A 21486-nucleotide genomic window follows, 5' to 3' on the forward strand; every position below is an offset into this window, starting at 1 on the left:
GAAAAAAAATAATATCATTGTGTCGAGGGACAAAAACATGCTCCTTTTGAGAGCTGGTACTAGTAGTTAAACATGACGAAATTAGGTTTCAATGGCTTGTCTAGGCCAAGATTTATTTATGATATAATTATGAGAAATGGTTTGCGCGTTTCAAAGAGAACGTTAGACCGGGAGCGTGATAAAATGCTGAAGGGAAACAAGAAAACAGTGATTAGACCGTTCGCAATCTTGCCCACCTTATTAAAGCCACAAATTCATTCGAGTTTCAGGATTATAGCCCATGCGATACGATCTTAATAGTGCAAGGGAATTCGCTATTCGCGTATGTGTTGCTGCTGGAGCAAGCATGGCGGTGGCGATTTCTCTTGCTGAAGCAACTATCGATGCAGAATGTTCAGGTCGGACTTCGGTTGGATTTGCTCATCTTCCCGACTATCTGGAAGGATTTTTATGCGGACGCATTTCTGGTACAGAAGAGCCGGCGCTTTTCTATCCAACGCCTACTATCATTCAGGCCGACGCCAAGGGTGGTATCGCCCAACTTGCTTTCGATAACGCTTTCGAGGAACTGCAAACACGGGCAAGCACTTATGGAGTAACCGTACTCTCGTTAAAGAACAGCTATACTGCTGGAGAGCTGGGCTATTATGTCAGGCGGCTTGCCCATAAAGGATTGGTAGCTATAGCTACCAGCAATGGACCTGCTTTAATGACCGCGGGACAAAGTAAGGAGGCTGTTTATGGCACCAATCCTCTCGCATTTGCCGCGCCTGTCGATAACAGGGCTCCCTTGGTTTTGGATCAGGCATCTAGCGCTACAGCGTTTGTAAATATACGGAAAGCGGCAGAACGGGGAGAGATGATTCCCGAAGGCTGGGCCATCGATGGAAGGGGGCAAAGTACTAATGATTCACGTGAAGCTCTCAAGGGCGCGTTGCTTGCTTTTGGGGGGTCACGAGGCGCCAATATAGCGCTCATGGTTGAAATACTCGCCGCAGGTATGACGGGCGCCAATTGGTCACTTGATGCTCCATCCTTTGATGAAGGGAGAACCTCGCCTGGTGTTGGCCTATTTATAGTGGCGCTGGACCCCCAACTACTCTCTCCCGGTTTTTCCACACGATTAGCGTCTCAAGTCGAACGATTGTCCTCCAAAGGAATTTATATTCCAGGAGGAAGCTATATTAAGGATGAAATAGACGTTCCGTCTACACTTGTTGCGACCCTGGAGGGGTATTGTTTCAAGTGAACAAGTCCACCCCTCATCGTTTTAGTGAAACGAAAGACAAAGCGGCAGCTCGAATCAGATTAAGGTTATATTATTTTATGCAGGAGGTCATCACTTCTTGAAATTTGAACTAGGACGTTGCTTACTGAATGAACGATTGATGGAATCCGGAAAGTCAGCGGAATGGCTGGCAAAAGACTTGCTTTTTAAACCGGAACGAATTTATGACTTTCTTGAAAACAAAAGAGTGATGCCGCTCAAAATTGCCATATCGATTGCCGATTCCATCGGTTGTGATGTTCGTGCCTTGTATGAATTAATTCCAAACGATAATCAATTTAAGCGAGATTAAGGGAACAAGTGTAGATGCATTAAGACTGCAAATATGATCATTAAGCTAACCGGAAACGTTAAGTATCGAGGGGCCAAAACATAGTCCCAAAAAAGTCGCTAAATTAGCGGCTTTTTCGTTTTATCGGAACAAGTTCTTGTCTCGAGCTGAGGACGAGGATGAGACAAGCACCTATCCAAACGGAAGTTTTGAATGGGGCATTGTGGAAACCAAGGTTAACTAACCAATGTTCGTAACGGACAAGAATATAATCATTGCATTTGGTAAAACATAACTTGGTAAACCGACATCGTATGAGGAGGAGAATTGAAGATGGGTATTTTGAGTGACAATCCCAAAAATGAACCACTGCATTATGGAGAGATTTTTAGCGTATGGCAATGCTCCATGGCAGCCAAAGGATTCGTTTCCTGTTATCAAGCATACTTGAATCATGCAGGTGACAAGGATCTTAAGAAAGTGCTGGATGATCTGCTGGATCAAGCCAAACTTGAGATTAAAGAATGTGATACCCTATTAACCGAAAATGGCATTGCCCCTGCACCAATGCTGCCGGAGCGGCCTCCTGTGAAGCTGGAAGATATTCCGGCTGGCGCTAGATTCACGGATCCTGAAATTGCAGCCAAAATAGCAGCCGATACTTCGTTAGGGTTAGTTGCAGCTAGCCAGGTCATGGGGCAGTCTATCAGAGAAGATGTCGGTGCATTATTTGCCAAATATCATCTAACCAAGACGGCTCTAGGAGTCAGAATTCTTCAGATGAACAAAGAGAAAGGATGGCTAGTGCCTCCACCTCTTCAAATCAAAAGACCCGATTCTGACGAAGCCTAAGTAACCGTATGTTTTGCTAAACGATTAGACTGTATTATCAGAGACAAAGATGGAGAGACTGCCTCTCCGTTCTTTGTCTTTTTTGCTGTGCTCTACTGTTTAAAATCATTTGAGCAGGTTATATACATTTTGAATTGATCAACTACCCATAATGGAGGGATTCATATGTTTCGACACCAGAAAGAGTTACAATTCGAGGTAAAAGTAGATCGCCCGGATCCCGTATTTGCTCGCCAAGTCCAAGAGGTACTAGGTGGACAATTCGGGGAAATGACCGTTATGATGCAGTATCTATTTCAAGGATTTAATTGTCGGGGCGAAGAAAAATACAAAGATATGCTTATGGATATTGGTACTGAAGAGATCGGCCATGTTGAAATGCTCTGCGCATTGATTAGCCAGCTGCTGGATGGGGCAACACCTGCTGAGCAACAAAAAGCAGCTGAAGATCCGGTTACAGCTGCAATTATGGGTGGCATCAATCCTCAACACTTACTTGTAAGCGGTCTGGGAGGGTTACCTACTAACTCTAACGGAGTACCCTGGAACGGTTCATACATCGTGGCGAGTGGTAACCTTCTGGCAGACATGCGATCCAATCTGCATGCCGAAAGTCAGGGTCGACTTCAAGTGGCAAGACTCTATCATATGACTACCGATGAAGGTGTTCGTGCAACTCTCCGTAAAATGTTGGCACGTGACCGTTACCATCAATATCAATGGATGGCCGCGATCCAAGAACTGGAGGAAAAGAACGGAGTCGTTGTACCGGCTTCATTCCCACCTGAAGCAGAACAGGAATCCCAGCCAGAAGCTTATGAATTCTGGAATCTCTCGGAGGGAACTGAATCAGGTGAAGGTTTGTGGGCCAAAGGAAGTGCACCCGATGGTACCGGAAACTTCGTGTATATTTCCAATCCTGTTCCAAAAGGACAAATATACGAGCCCCTCATCCCGGCCACAGAACTACACCATGACCTGAATGGTGAAACTATTGAAAAATAATAGATTTAATAGATTGCGCAATAAAAGCACCACAAAAAGAGAAAAACCTTAGAGATATGTACATTGCAGCATGCTCTAAGGTTTTTTGCTACCAAAATAACTACATTTTACATGAGGTGTGTCTAAGTGCCAGTGATTTGTGAAATTTGCGTATATGACTTCGTATATAAAAGATGGGAGATCACTCCAATGTAGTGTTTTGTTTTATCTATACAAGTTTAGTCGTGAATCAAGGACAAAGACTTGTACAAATTACCGATTAGCTCTAATAAAGAAACCGGCCTTCGCAAAGGCCGGTTTCAATCGTTTTATTCCTCGTGTTCATCTACTTCGATAACCAGAAGGTTGGAGTTGACCGTGAATCGCCGAGCCGAGTTGGCCAGCTGGAAACTGACCGATGCTTGGTTTAGCAATTTTTCATTTGGCGGCAATACCGTTTGTTTGGCCTGGAACACCACTTGAATCGTCTGTCCCGGAGCGATGTTACCCAGTGGGATGCCGGCTGCCGGATTGCCACCAGGTACAGCGACGCCGCCGACTACTACGCTTCCCGGCACGAATTGCGTGCCCGCTTGCAGAACGTCCGTTAAGATTGTGTTGAGAAGCGCGGTCGCGCTCGGGTTGGCTACCGTAATCGTAAATCGAACCCGATCGTCGACGAAGATGGAAGTGGCATCCGCTCTTTTTGTAACGGTAGGACCTGTAACCCTCACCGATGCGGCCGTACTGAGCTGTCCTGTCTGAGCTGAATTCAGCAGAACCGTATTGACGATGGTCTCTCCCGGTACGGCCGTGGCCGGAACGGTAAACGGAACGATCAGCGCCACGGTCACGCCGACATCCTGCATCTGTACAATTCCGTTAATACCGAGCAGCGGATCGGAATAGTTAATGTTGAAGAGCGGCACGTTGCCGGTGTTGGTGCCCTCCATCCGGAAGAATACCTCTTGACCGGGCAGGGCGTTGGTCGGAAACACCGTTTTGCTGATGGTCAGCCGTGGATCGCTCGCGATGGTAACGGCAGCCTCAGCCGTGATCGGCGCCGTTTGGTCAGACCTAAGCGTAGCGACATTCGTAATGACCGTACCGCCGCGCGCATCCGCCGGAATCGTGAACGTGCGCGACACAATGACGAAAAATCCGGGTGGAAGAGACGCCACTGTCTTGTCGATCCCGATCAGCTCATCGGTAAATCGCACATTGGTCACCGTTACGTTGGACGTATTGCGAATTTCGAACGAGAAGGTGACCGTGTCCCCAGGCAGCGCGGTAGTCGGGCTTACCGTTTTGATCAGGGTGAGCTGGATCTCCGGCAGCACCGTCACCGTCGACGTTGCAGATGTAGGGCCCGTTTCATTGGAGGTTGCCGTTGCGGTGTTCGTAAGAACGGTGCCTGCCGGTACATTCGGCGTCGTGAACGGAATCGAAAAGCTGCTGACCGATCCTATCGGCAGAGAAGGAATGACCGTATTGAAATTCAGAGTCGCATCCGTGATGACAACATTCGTCAGATCGACGTTGCCCGTGTTTGTGACGGTAATCGTAGCCGTTACGTCCACACCGGGCGCGGCTTGAGCGGGTGCAATCGCTTTGGTCACCGTTAAGCCCGGGCTTGGAACGACCGTGACGGTAGATGTGCCTTCCTCCGGATTCGTCTGATCCGACGTGACAACAGCCGTATTGACAATGACGGTGCCGCTTGGCGTACGGGCAGGAATGACAAATGGGAACGTCAGGACTTGGACTTGACCGGGATTCAGCGTGCCGATGGTTTGCGAAATGCCGAGCGTTGCGTCCGTCACGAGCACATTGGTCAACACGACGGTACCTGTGTTCGTCACCGTAATCGTATAAGTGACAGTGTCTCCCGGTACAGCGGTCAGCACATTCGGTGTTTTCACTACGGTGAGTGATGGCGGCAAAGCGTTAATCAATACGTTGGCGGTCGCTTGCACCGCTTCCGTTTGGTCGGAGATGGCTGAGCTCACGTTCGTGATGACCGTGCCGATCGGCGTTCCCGGGGGAACGACGAAAGTGAGCGTGAAGCTCTGCGACTGACCGACGGCTAGCGATGGAATGACGGTGCTTAACCCGAGCAGATCGTCACTGACACCTACGCTGGTTAATGGAATGTTGCCGCTGTTGGTCACAATCACCGTATAGGTGATCGTATCGCCGGGCAGCGCATTGACCACGTCCGGTGTCTTCGTGAGCGAGATCGCAGGGACTGGATTCACCGCTACGCTAGCGGTCGCATCCTGCGGTCCGGTTTCTGCCGGTGTGACGGTGACAACGTTTGGAATGACGGAATTGGGCGCCGCGGTGGCAGGAACGACAAACGGAATCGTCTCGGTGAACGACGCGCCGACCGCAAGCGAGGGGATCGTCGATGCAAAGGCCAACAACGGATCGGAGACGGCGACGTTCGTTAACGGGATGCCGCCGGTGTTGACAATGGTGAACGTGAAGTTCACCGTCTCTCCCGGACTCGCTTGCGCAAGGTCCGCCGTCTTCGTCACGGTGAAGGCGGGGAAGAGCAGGTCAAGCGTTGCGCTGCTGCTCGCTTCAATCGTTTGCGGGCCGGAGGTACCGGAGACCGTCGCGGTGTTCACGAACGGATTGGCGGTGCCGCTCGCGATAACAAACGGGAAGTCGATTGTGGTCGATTGACCGGGGGCGAGCGTGCCGATCGTCTGGCTGAGTCCAAGCAGCGGATCGGTGAGCAACACGTTATTCAAAGACGTATTGCCGGTGTTGGTAACCACGAACGTATACGTCACGGTAGCACCGACCGACGCCTGCTGCGGCGCGACGGACTTTACAAGCGTGATCGCTGGGGCGCCGATCACTGTCACGACAGCATCGGCTTGCGTCGGACCGGTCTGATTGGAGGTTACGGTTGCGACGTTGACGATGGTATCGGCTTGCATCGCCGTCAAGGGGATCGTAAACGGCACCGTAACCACGACCGAATCTCCCGGATTTACCGCATCAAACGTATGATCGATCCCGAGTGTCGGATCGACGATCCGCACGTTCATCAGCGTCTCGTTGCCGGCGTTTGTGGCTGTCAGCGTATACGTGACGGTATCCCCCGGCGCAGCCGTTTCCGGCGTGACGGTTTTAAACAGGACCAAATTCGGCACTGGTGTGACGATGACGGTCGCCGAATCGGTTGTCGGCCCCGTTTCGTTCGAGGTTGCGGTCGTTACGTTCGTGAATACGGTGCCACCCAGCGCGCCCGGCGGGATGGTGAATGGGACGGTAAACGATTGCGACGCTCCAACGTCCAGCGATGGGATCACTTGGGAGAAACCGAGCAAAGCGTCGGTTACGGTCACGTTGGTCACCGGGGCATTGGACGTGTTCTTCACCGTCAGCGTATACGTGACGACATCGCCAGCCGCAACGGAAACCCGATCCGCCGTTTTCACAACGGCGAGACTGAAGACGGGAAGCACGGTCACGACCACTTCAGCGGTCTGAGGAGTGGTCTGATCGGATGTGACGGTCGCGATGTTGTCGATTACGCTGCCGGCCGGTGTCCCTGGCGGGATGACATAATCCACGTTGAAGGTTACGACGTCTCCCGGCGGCATATCGAGCAGCACGAATAAGCCGAGCAGCGAGTCTTGGATTTGCACGTTCGTGAGGGTGGTATCACTTGTGTTCGTCACCGTAAAGGTATACGTAATCGTATCACCCGGGGCGCCCGTTGTCCGATTCGCCGTCTTCGTGAATTGGATGGAGGCCGGTAACACCTGAACACAGATATCGTCGGACGGGATGCTGCCAGTCAATATCGGACCACCAGCCACACTCTGATATTGGAAATTAATCGTGGCTTGATTGCAGACTAATCCGTTCGGAGGAAGCGACACGATGGTCACGGAGAAGGTAACAAAAACCGACGCGCCCGCCGCTAGCGAACCGATGGGAATGCCGACCGAGGGATCCGCTCCTGACGGCACGCCGTTTATCGTGACGCTCCCCGGAACAAAGACGGTGTTGTTCGGCAGCGGATCGACGATGACGGTAGAATCGGCGGAAGCCGTCCCGGTATTACTTACGATGATGCTGTAAGGTATCGTCTCTCCGACGACGGCTGTGCCATCAATGACGACGGCGTTGACGCCAGCTTGATTCGCGAGAGGGGGTGTGCTGCTTCCACTGCGAAATTTATTGACAATGATTTTCGGAGCGTTGATGTCGATATAAATCCCGACCGCATAGACGCTATAACCATCGTTTGTCGTTCTTAGCTCCAATGTGGCTGAGGTCTGATTGTTCGTTAACGTATTTGAAATGTTGACATTCGTAATATCCCAGCCTTGCCGGCCAGCGACGACGTTGGATCCCAGAGGCATATTGCGTGTGCCGAACGTGCCGGACGTGTCCAGATTACCGCTATCGTCGCAAATTTGTGAAGCGAAAAAGTTGTTCGAGAGGTTCCGCGGGCCGGAGAGGATGGTCAAGCTGGCCGGATTAGGTCCGAACAGTACTTGATCTCCCCCTTTGTTGGAATCCCCGTCTCCAGCGCAAAGTTGCATCCTCCCCGTAACCGGTCCGGTGATGGGTGTGGCGAAACCCGTAATGGTTGTGTCGACCGAAGGCGTACTCGCAAACGCGATATCGACGATACCGACGTTTAAGCTCAGATTGCGAAACGGCAACGTGGTATTTTGGTACACGACGCACAGCGTCCAGCCGCATTGGTTGCCTGTGGAAGTTCCGACGTTTTCCGTATTGCCGACGACACCGCCTACCGTGTACGTGCCGGCGCCTCCTGCCTGAATAATCGACGTGACATCAGCCGAACGGAAATAGTTGAAGTTCCCGTTAATGAACAGCAGTTGCGCCGTAACCGGATCGGGCGCTACGCTAACGGTCGCACCTAGCGGCGTCGTCACGGAGACGGACTTGTCGATAAACGGTGCAAAATTGGTCGTGCCCCCCGTTACCGCATACGTACCGGCCCAGATCAGCTCCGCATAGAGGATACTGCTTCCCGGCAGTAAATTGAGAATGGCGCTGGCGCTGTCCAGATTGAAATCGCTGGTGGTACCTGGCGGAAAGTTGCCGACTTGAAGAGACGTATCCGTTGTGACCAGCGCGCCGATAAAATCTTGTGTTCCCGCGACGCCATTCAGGCCGGATAACCCGAGCGTATTGCCCGTAAACGTGATTGCACCTGTATCATTACCTGAAAATCGAAGAATAAATGGCACGGCATGACCTCCTTTCGTGAAATAGGTGTTTTCAAACGATGGGAAGAGGAATATGAATTAGTAGGCGTGCGTGGGAAGAAGCTTACCGAAAAAAACACCTCACAAACAATCTATGTTGGAGCGGCTTGGTTACATGTCGCGAAGTAGGTGAAACAGGGATATATAATTTATTCAATGTAGTGAAAGGGGGAATTCGTATGTTGCAGCCTAGGTCAAAGTTTATGGATTGTTCGGAGGAGAGTTTAATATGATTAGTGTCTTAACCTTAACCTATCAACGCCATCATTTACTAGAGGAAGCCATTGAATCTTTTCTTCGTCAGGATTTTACAGGTGAATCAGAAATGCTAATTATTAATGATAGCTCTAAGGTCGAGTATGTATTTAATCATCCCAACATTCGAATTGTTAATGTGAAAGAAAGGTTTACATCCATTGGCAAAAAACTCGAATTTGGATTTTCACAATGTAAATATAATTATATATACCGCCTTGATGATGACGATTTAATGCTTCCTTGGGCATTGAGTCATACATGGAATGACACGATTACTCATCCAGGATATGAAATTTATCGAAGTGATGGTCATTATTGTTTTGAACATAACAAATTTAAAGGGATATTTAACAATGTTAATACTGGAAATGTCTACACAAAGAATTATTTGTCACGCATTGAAATACCTGAAAGCAGTTTTGGAGAAGATTACACCATGACTTTTAATAATAATGCAAAAATTTATCAATCTCCTCGTGGTCAAAAAACCATGATATATCGCTGGGGTATGAATACTTATCATATATCTGCAATGGGTGGTAAAATTAGTGAAAGTGTTAGACGTGAATGGACTGATCTTATTGTTAAAAATATAGCAAAGGAAAGGAATACAAGCGTAGAGGAGGGGGTACTAATGCTCCATCCCCACTTTCAAGAAGAATATTACCAACAAATTCCTGTATAAGTAATTACACCCATATCGTTGCCGTAAAATAGAAGAATTAATGGCACTGCATTCGCTCTTGTTTGTGAACTAGATGTTTTCAAACGATGGGAAGACGAATATGAATAAATACGGGCATGCGGTTAGAAGCAGACCGCAAAAAAACACCTCACGGAGCAGAAGGGGAGAAATGGATAGCAACATTATGCTATTGCGAGCGGTCGCACGATGAAGAGGATCCTTCATATGAAAGGAGACTGGTCTTATGAAAGTGGCCATTTTAACGATGTTTACCGGATTAAGCAGCACGTATTCGTTGGTTAACGTCGTTGCCGAACAACTGCGAATGCTTCTGGATGCTCATGTAGCGACCAAGCTATTGGTCTCTGAGCAATTTACTGACGAAGAGAAGGTTGGGGTTTTCCTCGATGAAAGAATTGAATGGGCGAGAATTGCAGGCAACTGGAGCCCCAAACACATCGAGTGGAATGACGATTCCAAGTCCAACGGCAGGGTGCACCATAGCTTTTTTGAAGAAGCGGGTGTTATTGCGCTTGATCTTGAGCGGCATCTGTCGGATGTAGACTATTGTTTGATGCACGATATTCTTTATCTGAGCGAGTATCTTCTCTATAATGTCGCTGTCAGGACGGCACAGCAGCAGTTGCCCAACGTACGTTTTATTGCTTTTTCCCACTCGGCTCCCGCACCACGGCCGCATAACAGCGTATGGCCGTTTGCGGCAAGGTATACGCCAATGGCCAATACAATTTATGCCTATCCTTCAGCCTCGGGAATTTCGGCTTTAGCCAAGCAGTATGATGTGCCTGAAGGGTTATGTCGAGTTGTAAGCAACAGCCTCAATAATCTTAGCTTTTTCAGCGATGAAGTCGGCGCTTTGGCTCGAAAAGTTGATTTGTTATCTCCCGATTATCTCGTTGTCTATCCTGCCCGTTTAGCGTTTGGAAAACAGCCTGAAAAAGTGGCTGCTTTATGCGGTGCCATTAAAAAGTTAACGAAGAGAAACGTTACCGTTCTTTTTTGTGATTTTCCATCCAGCGATATCGATCCCAATACATACAAGACCCTGATTCAAATGGCAGGTTACGAAAATGGATTGAGCTTCCAGGATACTGTCTTCACTACAGATATCGGTTTTGAAGAGGGGTTTCCAAGAAAGGGGATTTTGGAGCTTTTTACACTGTCGAATTTGTTCATTTGCCCATCGCTTTCCGAAGCATTACCACTGATGGTACTGGAGGCAGCCAGCCGAGGGAATTATCTCGTTGTCAATGAGGGAGTACCTGCTCTAGAGGAACTAGGAAAAAAACTGGGTGCCTATATGATGAGATGGTATGCTCACAACACTGGAGTTCCTGCAACTCAGACGTATGATCAGTCCGAGAGGATCTATCTGCAGGAGCATGCAGCCAAAATTGTAGCTAAGATGCAATATGATTCCGTAATCCATGCCAAAACCATAACAAGGCAGCAGTTTAGTCCTCAATGGGTATGGAGGAATCACTTGGAACCGCTATTGCGTAAGTAAATCTTCTTTAGTCTGAGGGGAAGTACCTAATGAACCAAAACCCCAAACATATCCCTAGGGCTGTGTTTGGGGTTTTATGATTCGCAACAATTCAGAACGCGAGACAGCCTTTCCGATTATGCATAATGAACACCCTTATACTAGTTAGAACTCATCCAAAGAATACGGACGTTGCCGTAATCCGACAGGGAAACGCGCATCCTATATGTAAACATAGGGCACTTGGGTTTACTGTAAGTAGACGCTTTTACCACCTTTGGTCATCACCCAGAATATAAGAGCAAAAGCGCTGACGGAAGCCCCAAGCACGCAAACTCCATGCCAACCATACTGTCCATAAATATGGGTCGAAGCAATGGAACCAGCAGCACTTCCGATGGAATAAAAAATCATATACCCGGCAACCATGCGACTGCGCGCCTGCGGGCGCAATGCAAAAATCATACTCTGATTCGTGACATGCACGGCCTGCACCGCCAAGTCCAGCAGAACAATACCAATGACTAAGGCAAACAGGGACTGCTCCGTGTAGCTGATTGGCAGCCAAGATAGTAATAACAGAAACAATGCAATTCCTGTCGTTCTCTGTCCATAACCACGATCGGCTAGCTTACCAGCCTTTGCTGCAGCCAATGCACCCACGACACCCACGAGACCAAACGCCCCGATGGCAGAGTGCGAAAGGGATAGTGGCGGCGAGCTAAGAGGCAGTACTAATGGCGTCCACAAAATGCTGAAAGCGGTAAAAATCAACATAGCCAAAACAGCGCGGATACGTAATAGCCGTTCTTGCAGGAACAGCATCAGTACCGACTTAAGCAGTTGAGAATAGGGAACAGTCTTTACCTTACGCTCACCATCTGGCATCACCTTATATAATGCGTAAACCATGAGCAGCATCAACGCGGCAGAAACCAGATAAACCGAACGCCATCCTGCTAGATCCTTCAAAATTCCTGAAATGGTTCGCGCGAGAAGGATCCCAATCACAACTCCGCTGGTTACCATACCAACGACACGCCCTCGTTCAGCAGGTGCAGCTGTGGTCGCCGCGAACGCTACAATCGTCTGCGTTACAACGGCAAGCAATCCGACCAATGCCAAACCCGCAAAGAGCATCGTTCCGGAGGAAGCAGTACCAACGATAACCAGAGCCATTATGGAGATTGCCATCTGAGCGATAATCAATCGGCGCTGGTTCAGCAAATCGCCCAGAGGCACTAGCAGCAGCAATCCCAATGCATAGAAGACCTGAGTGACGGTAATAAGAATTCCGATGATGGAATAGTCCATGTTGAACTCGTTAGACAGCTCATCGAGCAGCGGCTGTGCGAAGTAGATATTGGCAACTGACATTCCGCAAGCAACCGCAAACAACAATGTCACGTATCGAGTTAGAGGCGTACGATCAACGGACCCAGATTCAGTCGAGGTTACCGTCACCTGCGGGACATGGACCGCTTTTTCTTCTGTCATATCTTCCATTTTGGTTCATTCAACCCTTTCGATTATTATGTACTGTTCGGTATGTTAAACGGTCAAATAAATATACATCACAATTACAATTCAAGTCAACACGTATATTTTGAACGATAAGAGTATACGTAATGAATTGATATTCAACCGGATTATATAAGGGAATCTGTATTTGACAACCACAGCCGTTCATCATAAAATTAATTATACTGATTGGTAATGAAATGAAGTTGTATTCATACAAATGTGATCATAGCGTATCCACAAAAATCAAACGTAACGAGGGGTAAACCATTATGGGACGAGTCCGCGAATTTGATGAAGAGAAAGTATTAGATTCCGCGATGCAGTTATTTTGGGAAAAGGGATATGAGGCTACCTCATTAAGCGATTTGACTTCCAGAATGGGCATTCAGCGGCCTAGTATATACTCAGCCTTTGGAGACAAGAAAGAACTGTTCGAGACCGCTCTGCGCAAATACACGATGTCGCATGCTTCCGAGGCGCGAAGCAAACTTCAAAACCAGCCATCCGTCAGGGAGGCGTTTCGAGCTTTTTTTGAGAACCTGGTTGATGAGGAATATTCCGTAAGCCGCAGCCGCGGATGCTTTTGCATCAATACGATGGTCGAGCTTGCGCCACATGATGAGAAATTTGAAATTCTGACAAGGGAACATCAGATGTACCTGGCGGTCATATTTCAAGAAACCATTGAGCGAGGCATCCAATCTGGGGAGCTTGCAAGTCGCACAGACGCGAAAGCTTTATCGCAAGCTCTCATCGTTTCGTTAATTGGGCTGACCGTCATGTTAAAATCCCGTCCGGAGCGCTCATTTATAAATAATACGATTGAAGTGACTCTTACATTGCTTAAATAAGCGGGATACACTGTGATGGAACGTTTGAAGGTACTATCTCACCAAAGTGAATCTATCAATCGAATAGAGGTCCTTCAAGAAATCAAGAACATGGTCCCATTGAAAGTCGCTAATTTAGCGGCTTTTTGTTTTGTAGGTATAGGTTCTTGTCCCGAGTCGAGGATAAGACCGAAGATAACCGAACCGAAACGAAACGAAGAGCTATATTAAAGATGCTGCAAAAGTTAGCGAATGAATTAACGTTAGTAATGAAGATAAGGAGGCTGCCGATTAGATTAATCAATGCTCGTAACATTGCCAACTCATTTTGTTGCCCATTTTTTAGTTTGTGTTAATCTGTCTAATAGTGAACTCCATATAGAGAGAGGGATGTTACTTGAAAAGAAACGTATTATATATTGAAGATAATGAGAAAATAGGCAGCCTGCTAAAAGAAGAATTGGAACAGCGAGGATTCTCAGTTCAGTGGCTGCTTTCTGGTGAAGGAGCCGAAAAAGAAGTAAATCAGCATGAAGTCGTTATTTTGGATATCATGTTACCTGGTTTAGACGGATTTACAGTGGGAAAACGATTAAAAAAGGCAGCTCCTGCTGTTCCTATTTTGCTGTTATCTGCTCGAACATCGATAAATGATAAGGTAGATGGTTTACAATTTGCTGATGACTATGTAACGAAACCATTCCATACAGATGAATTAGTAGCAAGATTAGAAGTGTTAATTCGTCGAAGTGGTGGAACACATTTCGAACGCATTTTATTAGGAAATCAGATTGAAGTAGATCCAGAAGTCCAAATGGTATATGACAAGCGCACAGGAGAAGAAATTATACTGACAGGGAAACAACATCAAATTTTAATGTACTTCATACGCCACCCCAATCAAGTTTTACCAAAAGAACAAATTTATGAAGCCATTTGGGAAGAAACTTATATAACCGGTGATAAAACATTAATGGTGCATATCCATCGACTGCGTCAGAAGTTGGAACGTCATCCAGATTCCCCAGAGATTATTGAAACGTTGAAAGGAATAGGTTATCGGGTGAAGCTATGAAACAAAGAAGATCATTATTTCATCGTTTTTTAAAAGGACATTTTCTATTTATCTTTTTTCCTCCCCTTGTGCTTATTTTCTTCTCTGCGTTCGTTGGGTCTTCTATCAATGGAGAAGTTCTGAGTACGTTAAATCTATTTTACGTTGTACTACTATTGTTTGGTTTTATTATTGTCGCATTTGTTGTATTATCTTGGATTTTCTTCTTGAGACTTCGTAAACGTCTTAGCGGTTTACAGGAAATCATGTCATTTTCAGCTAATCATCATTCATTTCCTAAACCAATTTCTGTTCAAAGTGATCGTATGGATGAAATAGACCAGTTGGGAAGTTCTTTTAATTGGATGATTCAGCAGCTTGAAGACAGTCGCAAGCGGGAATATGAAGAGGAATTGTTAAGACATCGACTCATTGCGAATTTGTCTCACGACTTGCGAACGCCACTTACCATTTTGCGAGGACACATTACCAGATTAAATAAAGAATCCATGAGTTTAGAAGGACAAAATTCATTAACAGAGATGAACCATACGATTACAAGAGTCGGAGATCTAATGGATGATTTGCTTTCCTATACATTGCTTACATCAGGGAAACATCCTTTTGGGCCAACTTCAACAGATATTGGACGTTTAGTAAGAGCATCTGTTGCTGCGTGGTATCCTGTATTTGAAGAGAAAGAAATGCAGATCGATGTTGACTTACCGGCAGAGGAGACTTTTTATTGGGAAGCAGATCCTAAGTGGATGACACGGGTTCTGGATAATTTATTTCAGAATATTCTTCGCCATGCAGCAGAGGGGAAATATGTAAACATTGTGGTGGATGTAGAAAAAGAACGGATCATTGTTGCAGACCGAGGTCCAGGTATGGATAACTCTTCCTATGAGCGTGGAGCAGGGATTGGCTTGTCGACTTCAAATTATATGCTGCAAAAAATGAAGCTGAAAGCTGATTTTACATCCAATGAAAATGGGACCAAAGTAGCTATTGGTAGAGCTTAAACTAAAGTTAACCCAGAAGTAAACAGCATGATAACCGAGATGTAACTTTGATTCTTTATAATGAGAATCATAACAGAAAGGAAGTGTTATGGTTGCTTACCATTCATAACTTAGTCAAACATCGCGGAAGTCAAGAAATCTTGTCAGGTATCAGTTTTAAAGCTAGACCCGGTAGAGTAACTGGTTTTTTAGGTCCGAATGGGGCAGGTAAAAGTTCTACACTTCGCATCCTGCTTGGATTAGATCGTGCCACCTCAGGAAGTGCACTCATTAATGGAAAGCCATTCGCAGAATTACATAATCCTCTAGAAACCGTAGGTGCCGCACTTGATGGATTTGGAGCTCATCGTATGCGTACAGGACGGGCACATTTGCGTTGGATTGCTCGTGCCGCAGGATTGCCTCGCTCACGTGTCGAGGAAGTTCTGGAAATCGTAGGTCTTACGAATGCAGCTGGTAAAAGAGTTGGGAAGTACTCCCTTGGTATGGGGAGAAGGCTTGGCATGGCAGCTGCACTGCTTGGTGATCCCAAAATATTGATTTTAGATGAACCCGTAAACGGGCTCGACCCGGAAGGAATTCGGTGGATTCGGACATTCTTACGTGAACGTGCTGAGTCTGGAAACACGGTGTTACTATCCAGTCATCTAATGGGGGAGCTTGCAGAGACGGTTGATGATGTGGTGATTATTAAGCATGGAACAATCGTTGCAGATGGAACATTGGAAGAAGTAATAGGTAACCATTCCACGCTGGAGGAAGCCTTTTTTGCCCTGACATCTGAAAATGCAGGTGATGTTGTATGAGAGCATTCAACGCGGAACTATCTAAATTGTTCTCCCTGCCGGGTATTTGGCTTGCCTTTCTGATTGGAGCAATTGCCCCAGCGGTCATTGCTGCCTTGGACAGTACAGCACAAAAAGAGGAGATTATAGCTGGAGTTAGCACACGGCTATCGGAAGTTGGCTATATTGGATTAGCTCTTGGTGTACAAGGTGTCATCATTCTTGGTGTGCTTGCTGTCAGCAGCGAGTATTTGACAGAGAGCAGTGAATCTGGCGGAGGACAACAGATTACAACAAGTTTAACGGTTGTTTCATCAAGGCTTCATTTTTTGCTGGCCAAGGCAGGCGCTGTGACCGTAACCAGCATACTGCTTAGTGTTGTTGCTATGATGACCACTTTGTCAGCCACGCATCTTGTTCTTGGTGAATACACCCCTGCATTTGAAGGGTCCAAACTGCTCGGTGCAATTTGTTACTGGACATTTACTGCTCTTCTGGCATTTGGGATTACTGTTCTTACGAAGAATGGAACTATTCCGCTTGCTGTGCTCATCATAAATACATCCGTTGTATCATTCAGTTTCCTGCTTTCTAAGGTTACAAAGTTAGCATTATACTTACCAGATAGGGCTGGCATTGATATGTTTATGCTTATGAGCGACAGCTTTCTCACCCCGTTCACAGGTGGTTTAGTCATGTTTGCCTGGGTGGTCGTTATTTTTATTGCTGCAGCTATTGTTTTCCATAGGAGGGATATTGCATCATGAGTGTCTCATCGAGTAGAAAGATAACACAAATCCTTGGAGCTGAACTGGATAAATTAGTTACATTACCATTGATATGGCTCACTCTTATGGGTACATTCATTGTTAATTTAGTTTTAGCCGCAGCTTTTACTTCGGTTGGTCTGCAAGGTGCAGCAGGGACACAAAGTATACTGAATATAGGGCTTGCTTCTATGGGATATCTTCATGCAGGGTTCATTATTCTTGGGATCTTAGCTGCTTGTTCGGAGTATACTGGTGGACAGATTCGAACCACTTTAACTACGATACCTTGGCGTGGGTTTCAATTATCCACGAAGTATTTGGCATTGGCAATTATCACCATTCCTGTGGCGTTTATTATTGCTGCATCAGGTGTACTATATGCTTTTATTATGTTGAGAGACACGGCAGCAGTGATTAGAGTAGATACAATGATCGTAACACTAGTAGGTGCAACAGGCTATCTAACATTAACCACACTTCTCAGTGCAGCTATAGGTGCTTTATTAAGACGAACGACTCCTGCTTTAGTAGTACTGCTTGGTTATTATTACGTTGTCAGTCCATTGTCGAGAGATTTTCTACCTAGTATTAGAAATTATTTTCCGGATACGGCAGGATATTATATGTATATGCCGCCTTCCTCTGATGAATTAAATGTCCTTACACCCATGCAAGGGACAGGTATTTCAATGTTATGGACCCTGATCTTTGTTACAGTAGCTATTGTATTTTACCGTAAACGAGATGCCTGAGTGAATTTGCCCTTCTGGATTAGATTCAACTGCCCTGAAGATGCAAGAATTTTAGTATCCTATCAGTCTGGTTGACAATTAGGTGGCCCTTATCAAGAATTTTTCGGTATTGTTCGATCTCGCCTTTCTTTCTATCTCAGAAGCCACTCTTCGGCTTCTTCTTTACTTTCATACAATCTAAAATGATTGCCTTTGTTCGTTTCCATAGCCATTTCTTTAAATCTGTCTCTTTGAATCGTCTCCATTCGCTGTACTTAAAGGTTCAGTAGAACATATCGGACCATGCAAGCTGCACCAAAAATGTTTTTTTATCTCAGGGGCTTCAGGTGATGACACAAGCCATTTTTCAGCTCTTTAAGTCCTTCTTCTGTGATGGAATATATTTTTTTGAAGGAGTATCCTGATGGACCACTTCACTGGTGACAAGATGGAGGGACTGGATGCTCGTATCATTGTGTAGTGGAATATTTTATCCATTTATGGTTGATGAATTTCATGCTAAAGTAAAGCTCCTAATGTGTACGAAAGCAGGACTGGATAACTGATATATTATAATTAAAATGGCGACTTCGGAGTTATTAGAACAAGAGTGCTAATAACTAAATTTTCAGAAGAGGAAGAACACTTTGCCCAAGCACATAAAGATCTACGCACTAATACTTATGATTATCATATTAATAAATGCTGCGATGTACAGACATTTAGAAAACCAATCATCTGAAAAATACAATGACCTCTATTCATTGTATCAGCAGAAGAACGATTCGGCATTTGTCTATTTAGTCAAACACGCTTCTGAAACGGTGCCGCTTGCTGACACTTTAATGGCAATCAGCGAGTCGAAGGAAAATGAAGATCCTGCTAAGATACGGCAATTGATCGATAAGGCGAAGATACAAGCGGAAGAAATCGATGATCAACTATCAACATTCATTGAATTTAGCGATACCTACCTTAATAATGCTGTTCCTAAGCATTTTGTTAATAACACAGCAATGACAACGGATGAGCAGCTGGACATGTTTATTCTAGCGCGTGAGGCGAGAATACGGGGGTCGTTATATGACATAAGCTATGCATATTGGAAGTCTAATCCTAAAACGATAGACATCAAGACTCGAGAAACCTTGCGCTCGCTGGCGTTGGAGCTCTATGAGTTAAATAAGACGATTACGTCGTTTAAGGATAACGACGCGGCTCACATGTTTTATCTAACGGAGAAATATAAAGCTTTGATGCTAGGGAACTTGAAACCACACCTTGAAAGATTGAAAAAGATCCAGGATCATTTTCAGGACATTAATAAGTCAAAAAAAGAAATAGACACGTAATATGAAGCGTATGGTGCTGGTACATTCAGATAAATTATCATTATCTTCATCAAAGATAGAGTTTGCATTTGAAGAGGTTAACATGGATTCAAGCAATTCTTGTTTATAACTTAAGATGCTATCAATTTTTTCTTCTAATGTATTCATATTAATGAGTTTATGGACTTGTACCATGTTTTCTTGACCTCTATGCGGTGTACACGGTCGGTGGCTTGATTCTCATCTGCGGGGTTCCACCAACGATCAAAATGTATAACATGGTTAGCTACTGTTAGGTTTCAAACCTGTTCCTCCAGCTTTCAAGGGAAGAATAAAAATCGGTGTTTGTTTGCTTTGAAAATCATCCACCATCTTGGCCCGTTCCTTCTGTAATGTACTACCGTTCAAGAACAGAACATGGACATCAAATCTTTCAGTTAAATGTTGTTGTAATAACCCTCCCATTTTTACATACTGAGTAAAAAGAAGTACACTTTCATCTGCCTCAAGAATAGTACTAATTAGCTCATCAACCAGGGCTACTTTATTATATAGTCATCATATAGGGCTTCCGTGTTTTCCTCGTTAACTTCTTTGCTTTTTCTTTTACTTCATGCACCAATTTTTTGTATAACTCTTCTTGTTCATCCGTTAATGTGCAGTATTGCTTTTGCTCTATTTTCTCAGGTAGATCACCTTCCAATAATCAAATAATTCACATTCACTTAACTGTCCAGGCTTTTGCATACGTTCTGTATAACATGTACAACTGTATTTTAACTCTTGATTGTTCACCTCATTTTCCACTAGTTAGGGCCCATTTTCAGCTTTGAATGGAAGAGGGATTGCACAGCTTATGCTGAGTAATTCTTCGGGAGGGGGTATATCAGGGATCAGCAAAATTGCAGAAATGGTCATGCCGCTCTATAAGCTAAAGGGCAGGATAGCTCCATACAAGCATAGAATACCTAATATTGGATTTGATGTTATGGGGGGAGGAAAATGGAATTTATATTTATTCGGCACGGTCATGGAGAACATCTCAACGATTATCCAAATCGGTTGAATACTCTGCATCCAAGTCTTACAGAGTACGGCAAATTTCAAGTAACGCAGCTGCGAAACGAAATTAAAATGGATCCTGATGATTTAGTTCTGGTAAGTCCAACTAAACGTACAATTGAGACGGCAACTATTATAAAAAGTGGTATGGACTTCATTATTTCTCCACTTGTTGGTCCGAGAATGTATCCTCAGAACCCCGAACTCCCTTTATTAGCATGTGATCTTATCCTTTCTAAAACTGAAATTACAAATCTGTATGCAGATGCTGGAATTCTTGATTTCAATTTGGATTGCTGGAAAGAAGGGATTAATAGGATCGAACAAGAAATTTTTGAAGGATATGCTAAGCAGTTATTCGATTGGATCGGGGAAAGATATAAAAAAATATTCATTATTTCACATGATGGTACGATAACGAATTATCGAATATTGCTTGGAGAAACAGGGTTGACTCGAAAAGATTTTCTCGGTGAGACGGGGGTATATCGAATGAAGTTGTACTAGAAGGGACACGTGTTGAAACTCAAGGAGCTGGATATTTATTTCGGTGTTAATCGTTTGGAAGGAGCTAGTGATTATTGGTAGAATTAATATGAAGATGATCTGGTAATAAATTTGTACACATAAGGAGATAAACTATGGAAAAAAACAAATTACTGAGAATGGACAATGTTGGCATCGTTGTAGAATCCCTTGATGACGCAGTCTCTTTCTTTGAGGAGATCGGTTTAAAGCTCGAAGGGCGAGCTACTGTCGAAGGGGAATGGGCTGGTCGCGTAACCGGGCTGGGTTCACAGTGTGTAGAGATTGCTATGATGGTTACCCCAGATGGCCACAGCCGACTTGAACTTTCGCGATTCCTTACCCCACCTACTATATCAGATCACCGAACGGCTCCCGTAAATGCCCTCGGTTATCTGCGCGTCATGTTCACCGTGGAAGACATTGACGAAATGTTACCCAGACTCACTAAGCATGGTGCTCAGCTCGTTGGCGAAGTGGTTCAGTACGAGGACTCGTATCGGCTCTGCTACATTCGTGGACATGAAGGACTTTTAATCGGTTTGGCGGAACAACTCGGTAATAAATAAGTGACGTTTTACCTGTCGAGGGACAAGAACAATAGATCCATAGAAAGTCGCTAATTTAGCGGCTTTTTTTGTTTTATCGGTACAAGTTCTTGTCCCGAATCGAGGGCAAGAACTAGTTCCAATTACCGAGTAGATAAATATTTAACTACTTTTCACTGTTCTAATTCA

At 45.4% G+C, this 21486-nt stretch carries 20 protein-coding genes; 15 read left to right on the forward strand and 5 right to left on the reverse strand.

All coding sequences use genetic code 11. The annotated features are described in order from the left end of the window. The first annotated feature begins 280 nt into the window (after window positions 1-280). From WDY75_RS15755 to WDY75_RS15770, 4 genes are all read left to right on the forward strand, one after another. The gene (locus WDY75_RS15755) at window positions 281-1249 is read left to right on the forward strand and encodes an Ldh family oxidoreductase (protein WP_063479630.1); all 969 of its coding nucleotides are present in this window, start codon (window positions 281-283) and stop codon (window positions 1247-1249) included. A gap of 97 nt (window positions 1250-1346) precedes the next feature. Next, window positions 1347-1580, forward strand: coding sequence for a hypothetical protein (locus WDY75_RS15760; protein ID WP_063479629.1), 234 nt, complete (start codon window positions 1347-1349; stop codon window positions 1578-1580). 312 nt (window positions 1581-1892) lie between these two features. Continuing rightward, window positions 1893-2411, forward strand: coding sequence for a DUF3231 family protein (locus WDY75_RS15765; protein WP_036639072.1), 519 nt, complete (start codon window positions 1893-1895; stop codon window positions 2409-2411). Window positions 2412-2576: 165 nt separating this feature from the next. Continuing rightward, window positions 2577-3416, forward strand: coding sequence for a manganese catalase family protein (locus tag WDY75_RS15770; protein WP_063479628.1), 840 nt, complete (start codon window positions 2577-2579; stop codon window positions 3414-3416). Window positions 3417-3724: 308 nt separating this feature from the next. On the opposite strand, the gene WDY75_RS15775 is transcribed toward WDY75_RS15770, so the two are convergent. Continuing rightward, window positions 3725-8644 (reverse strand): beta strand repeat-containing protein, encoded by a 4920-nt coding sequence (locus WDY75_RS15775; RefSeq protein ID WP_063479627.1) that lies wholly within the window; start codon window positions 8642-8644, stop codon window positions 3725-3727. A gap of 247 nt (window positions 8645-8891) precedes the next feature. On the opposite strand from WDY75_RS15775, the gene WDY75_RS15780 reads away from it, so the two are divergent. Both WDY75_RS15780 and WDY75_RS15785 read left to right on the forward strand, forming a co-directional pair. Further along, window positions 8892-9605, forward strand: coding sequence for a glycosyltransferase family 2 protein (locus WDY75_RS15780; protein WP_063479626.1), 714 nt, complete (start codon window positions 8892-8894; stop codon window positions 9603-9605). A 244-nt stretch (window positions 9606-9849) separates the two neighbouring features. After that, window positions 9850-11133 carry a hypothetical protein gene (locus WDY75_RS15785; RefSeq protein ID WP_063479625.1) on the forward strand — a complete coding sequence of 428 codons (1284 nt, stop codon included), beginning with the start codon at window positions 9850-9852 and terminating at the stop codon, window positions 11131-11133. A 228-nt stretch (window positions 11134-11361) separates the two neighbouring features. On the opposite strand, the gene WDY75_RS15790 is transcribed toward WDY75_RS15785, so the two are convergent. After that, window positions 11362-12618, reverse strand: a complete 1257-nt coding sequence (locus tag WDY75_RS15790; RefSeq protein WP_197477133.1) for an MFS transporter — start codon at window positions 12616-12618, stop codon at window positions 11362-11364. 287 nt (window positions 12619-12905) lie between these two features. On the opposite strand from WDY75_RS15790, the gene WDY75_RS15795 reads away from it, so the two are divergent. From WDY75_RS15795 to WDY75_RS15820, 6 genes are all read left to right on the forward strand, one after another. Further along, window positions 12906-13487: a TetR/AcrR family transcriptional regulator gene (locus tag WDY75_RS15795; protein ID WP_063479624.1), complete on the forward strand. Its 582-nt coding sequence runs from the start codon at window positions 12906-12908 to the stop codon at window positions 13485-13487. A gap of 376 nt (window positions 13488-13863) precedes the next feature. Next, entirely contained in the window at window positions 13864-14541 is a 678-nt protein-coding gene (locus WDY75_RS15800; RefSeq protein WP_063479623.1) for a response regulator transcription factor, read from the forward strand. Further along, the gene (locus WDY75_RS15805) at window positions 14538-15545 is read left to right on the forward strand and encodes a HAMP domain-containing sensor histidine kinase (RefSeq protein ID WP_063479622.1); all 1008 of its coding nucleotides are present in this window, start codon (window positions 14538-14540) and stop codon (window positions 15543-15545) included. The genes WDY75_RS15800 and WDY75_RS15805 overlap by 4 nt, the downstream gene beginning before the upstream one ends. 92 nt (window positions 15546-15637) lie before the next feature. Beyond that, window positions 15638-16351, forward strand: a complete 714-nt coding sequence (locus WDY75_RS15810) for an ABC transporter ATP-binding protein (RefSeq protein WP_063479621.1) — start codon at window positions 15638-15640, stop codon at window positions 16349-16351. Then, on the forward strand, window positions 16348-17097 hold the full coding sequence (locus tag WDY75_RS15815) for an ABC transporter permease (RefSeq protein WP_063479620.1): 750 nt from the start codon (window positions 16348-16350) through the stop codon (window positions 17095-17097). The genes WDY75_RS15810 and WDY75_RS15815 overlap by 4 nt, the downstream gene beginning before the upstream one ends. Next, window positions 17094-17852, forward strand: a complete 759-nt coding sequence (locus WDY75_RS15820) for an ABC transporter permease (protein ID WP_063479619.1) — start codon at window positions 17094-17096, stop codon at window positions 17850-17852. Before WDY75_RS15815 ends, WDY75_RS15820 begins: the two co-directional genes overlap by 4 nt. A 131-nt stretch (window positions 17853-17983) precedes the next feature. Here WDY75_RS15820 and WDY75_RS30770 read toward each other — a convergent pair whose 3' ends face one another. Continuing rightward, the gene (locus WDY75_RS30770) at window positions 17984-18097 is read right to left on the reverse strand and encodes a DUF4180 domain-containing protein (RefSeq protein ID WP_197477132.1); all 114 of its coding nucleotides are present in this window, start codon (window positions 18095-18097) and stop codon (window positions 17984-17986) included. 381 nt (window positions 18098-18478) lie between these two features. Between WDY75_RS30770 and WDY75_RS15825 the strand changes: the two genes are divergently transcribed. After that, the gene (locus WDY75_RS15825; RefSeq protein WP_063479618.1) at window positions 18479-19183 is read left to right on the forward strand and encodes a hypothetical protein; all 705 of its coding nucleotides are present in this window, start codon (window positions 18479-18481) and stop codon (window positions 19181-19183) included. A gap of 143 nt (window positions 19184-19326) precedes the next feature. On the opposite strand, the gene WDY75_RS30775 is transcribed toward WDY75_RS15825, so the two are convergent. Together WDY75_RS30775 and WDY75_RS30780 are read right to left on the reverse strand one after the other, a co-directional pair. Further along, window positions 19327-19437 carry a hypothetical protein gene (locus WDY75_RS30775; protein WP_156515084.1) on the reverse strand — a complete coding sequence of 37 codons (111 nt, stop codon included), beginning with the start codon at window positions 19435-19437 and terminating at the stop codon, window positions 19327-19329. Between the two features lie 7 nt (window positions 19438-19444). Next, on the reverse strand, window positions 19445-19699 hold the full coding sequence (locus tag WDY75_RS30780; RefSeq protein WP_082834360.1) for a helicase-related protein: 255 nt from the start codon (window positions 19697-19699) through the stop codon (window positions 19445-19447). Window positions 19700-20164: 465 nt separating this feature from the next. On the opposite strand from WDY75_RS30780, the gene WDY75_RS15830 reads away from it, so the two are divergent. Next, window positions 20165-20731, forward strand: coding sequence for a phosphoglycerate mutase family protein (locus tag WDY75_RS15830; protein ID WP_006210169.1), 567 nt, complete (start codon window positions 20165-20167; stop codon window positions 20729-20731). A gap of 134 nt (window positions 20732-20865) precedes the next feature. Beyond that, entirely contained in the window at window positions 20866-21318 is a 453-nt protein-coding gene (locus tag WDY75_RS15835; RefSeq protein WP_006210168.1) for a VOC family protein, read from the forward strand. The last annotated feature ends 168 nt before the right edge of the window (window positions 21319-21486 follow it).

The organism is Paenibacillus glucanolyticus, from assembly GCF_037333485.1.
Classification (GTDB): Bacteria; Bacillota; Bacilli; order Paenibacillales; family Paenibacillaceae; genus Paenibacillus_AQ; species Paenibacillus_AQ glucanolyticus.

Bases quoted from the DNA above. Each gene is read 5' to 3' on its own strand.
- WDY75_RS15835 (WP_006210168.1), top strand. From the start codon at position 20,866: ATGGAAAAAAACAAATTACTGAGAATGGACAATGTTGGCATCGTTGTA.
- WDY75_RS15765 (WP_036639072.1), top strand. From the start codon at position 1,893: ATGGGTATTTTGAGTGACAATCCCAAAAATGAACCACTGCATTATGGA.
- WDY75_RS15820 (WP_063479619.1), top strand. From the start codon at position 17,094: ATGAGTGTCTCATCGAGTAGAAAGATAACACAAATCCTTGGAGCTGAA.
- WDY75_RS30770 (WP_197477132.1), bottom strand. From the start codon at position 18,097: ATGGAGACGATTCAAAGAGACAGATTTAAAGAAATGGCTATGGAAACG.
- WDY75_RS15795 (WP_063479624.1), top strand. From the start codon at position 12,906: ATGGGACGAGTCCGCGAATTTGATGAAGAGAAAGTATTAGATTCCGCG.
- WDY75_RS15755 (WP_063479630.1), top strand. From the start codon at position 281: ATGCGATACGATCTTAATAGTGCAAGGGAATTCGCTATTCGCGTATGT.
- WDY75_RS15785 (WP_063479625.1), top strand. From the start codon at position 9,850: ATGAAAGTGGCCATTTTAACGATGTTTACCGGATTAAGCAGCACGTAT.
- WDY75_RS15770 (WP_063479628.1), top strand. From the start codon at position 2,577: ATGTTTCGACACCAGAAAGAGTTACAATTCGAGGTAAAAGTAGATCGC.
- WDY75_RS15830 (WP_006210169.1), top strand. From the start codon at position 20,165: ATGGAATTTATATTTATTCGGCACGGTCATGGAGAACATCTCAACGAT.
- WDY75_RS15790 (WP_197477133.1), bottom strand. From the start codon at position 12,618: ATGGAAGATATGACAGAAGAAAAAGCGGTCCATGTCCCGCAGGTGACG.
- WDY75_RS15815 (WP_063479620.1), top strand. From the start codon at position 16,348: ATGAGAGCATTCAACGCGGAACTATCTAAATTGTTCTCCCTGCCGGGT.
- WDY75_RS15805 (WP_063479622.1), top strand. From the start codon at position 14,538: ATGAAACAAAGAAGATCATTATTTCATCGTTTTTTAAAAGGACATTTT.
- WDY75_RS15780 (WP_063479626.1), top strand. From the start codon at position 8,892: ATGATTAGTGTCTTAACCTTAACCTATCAACGCCATCATTTACTAGAG.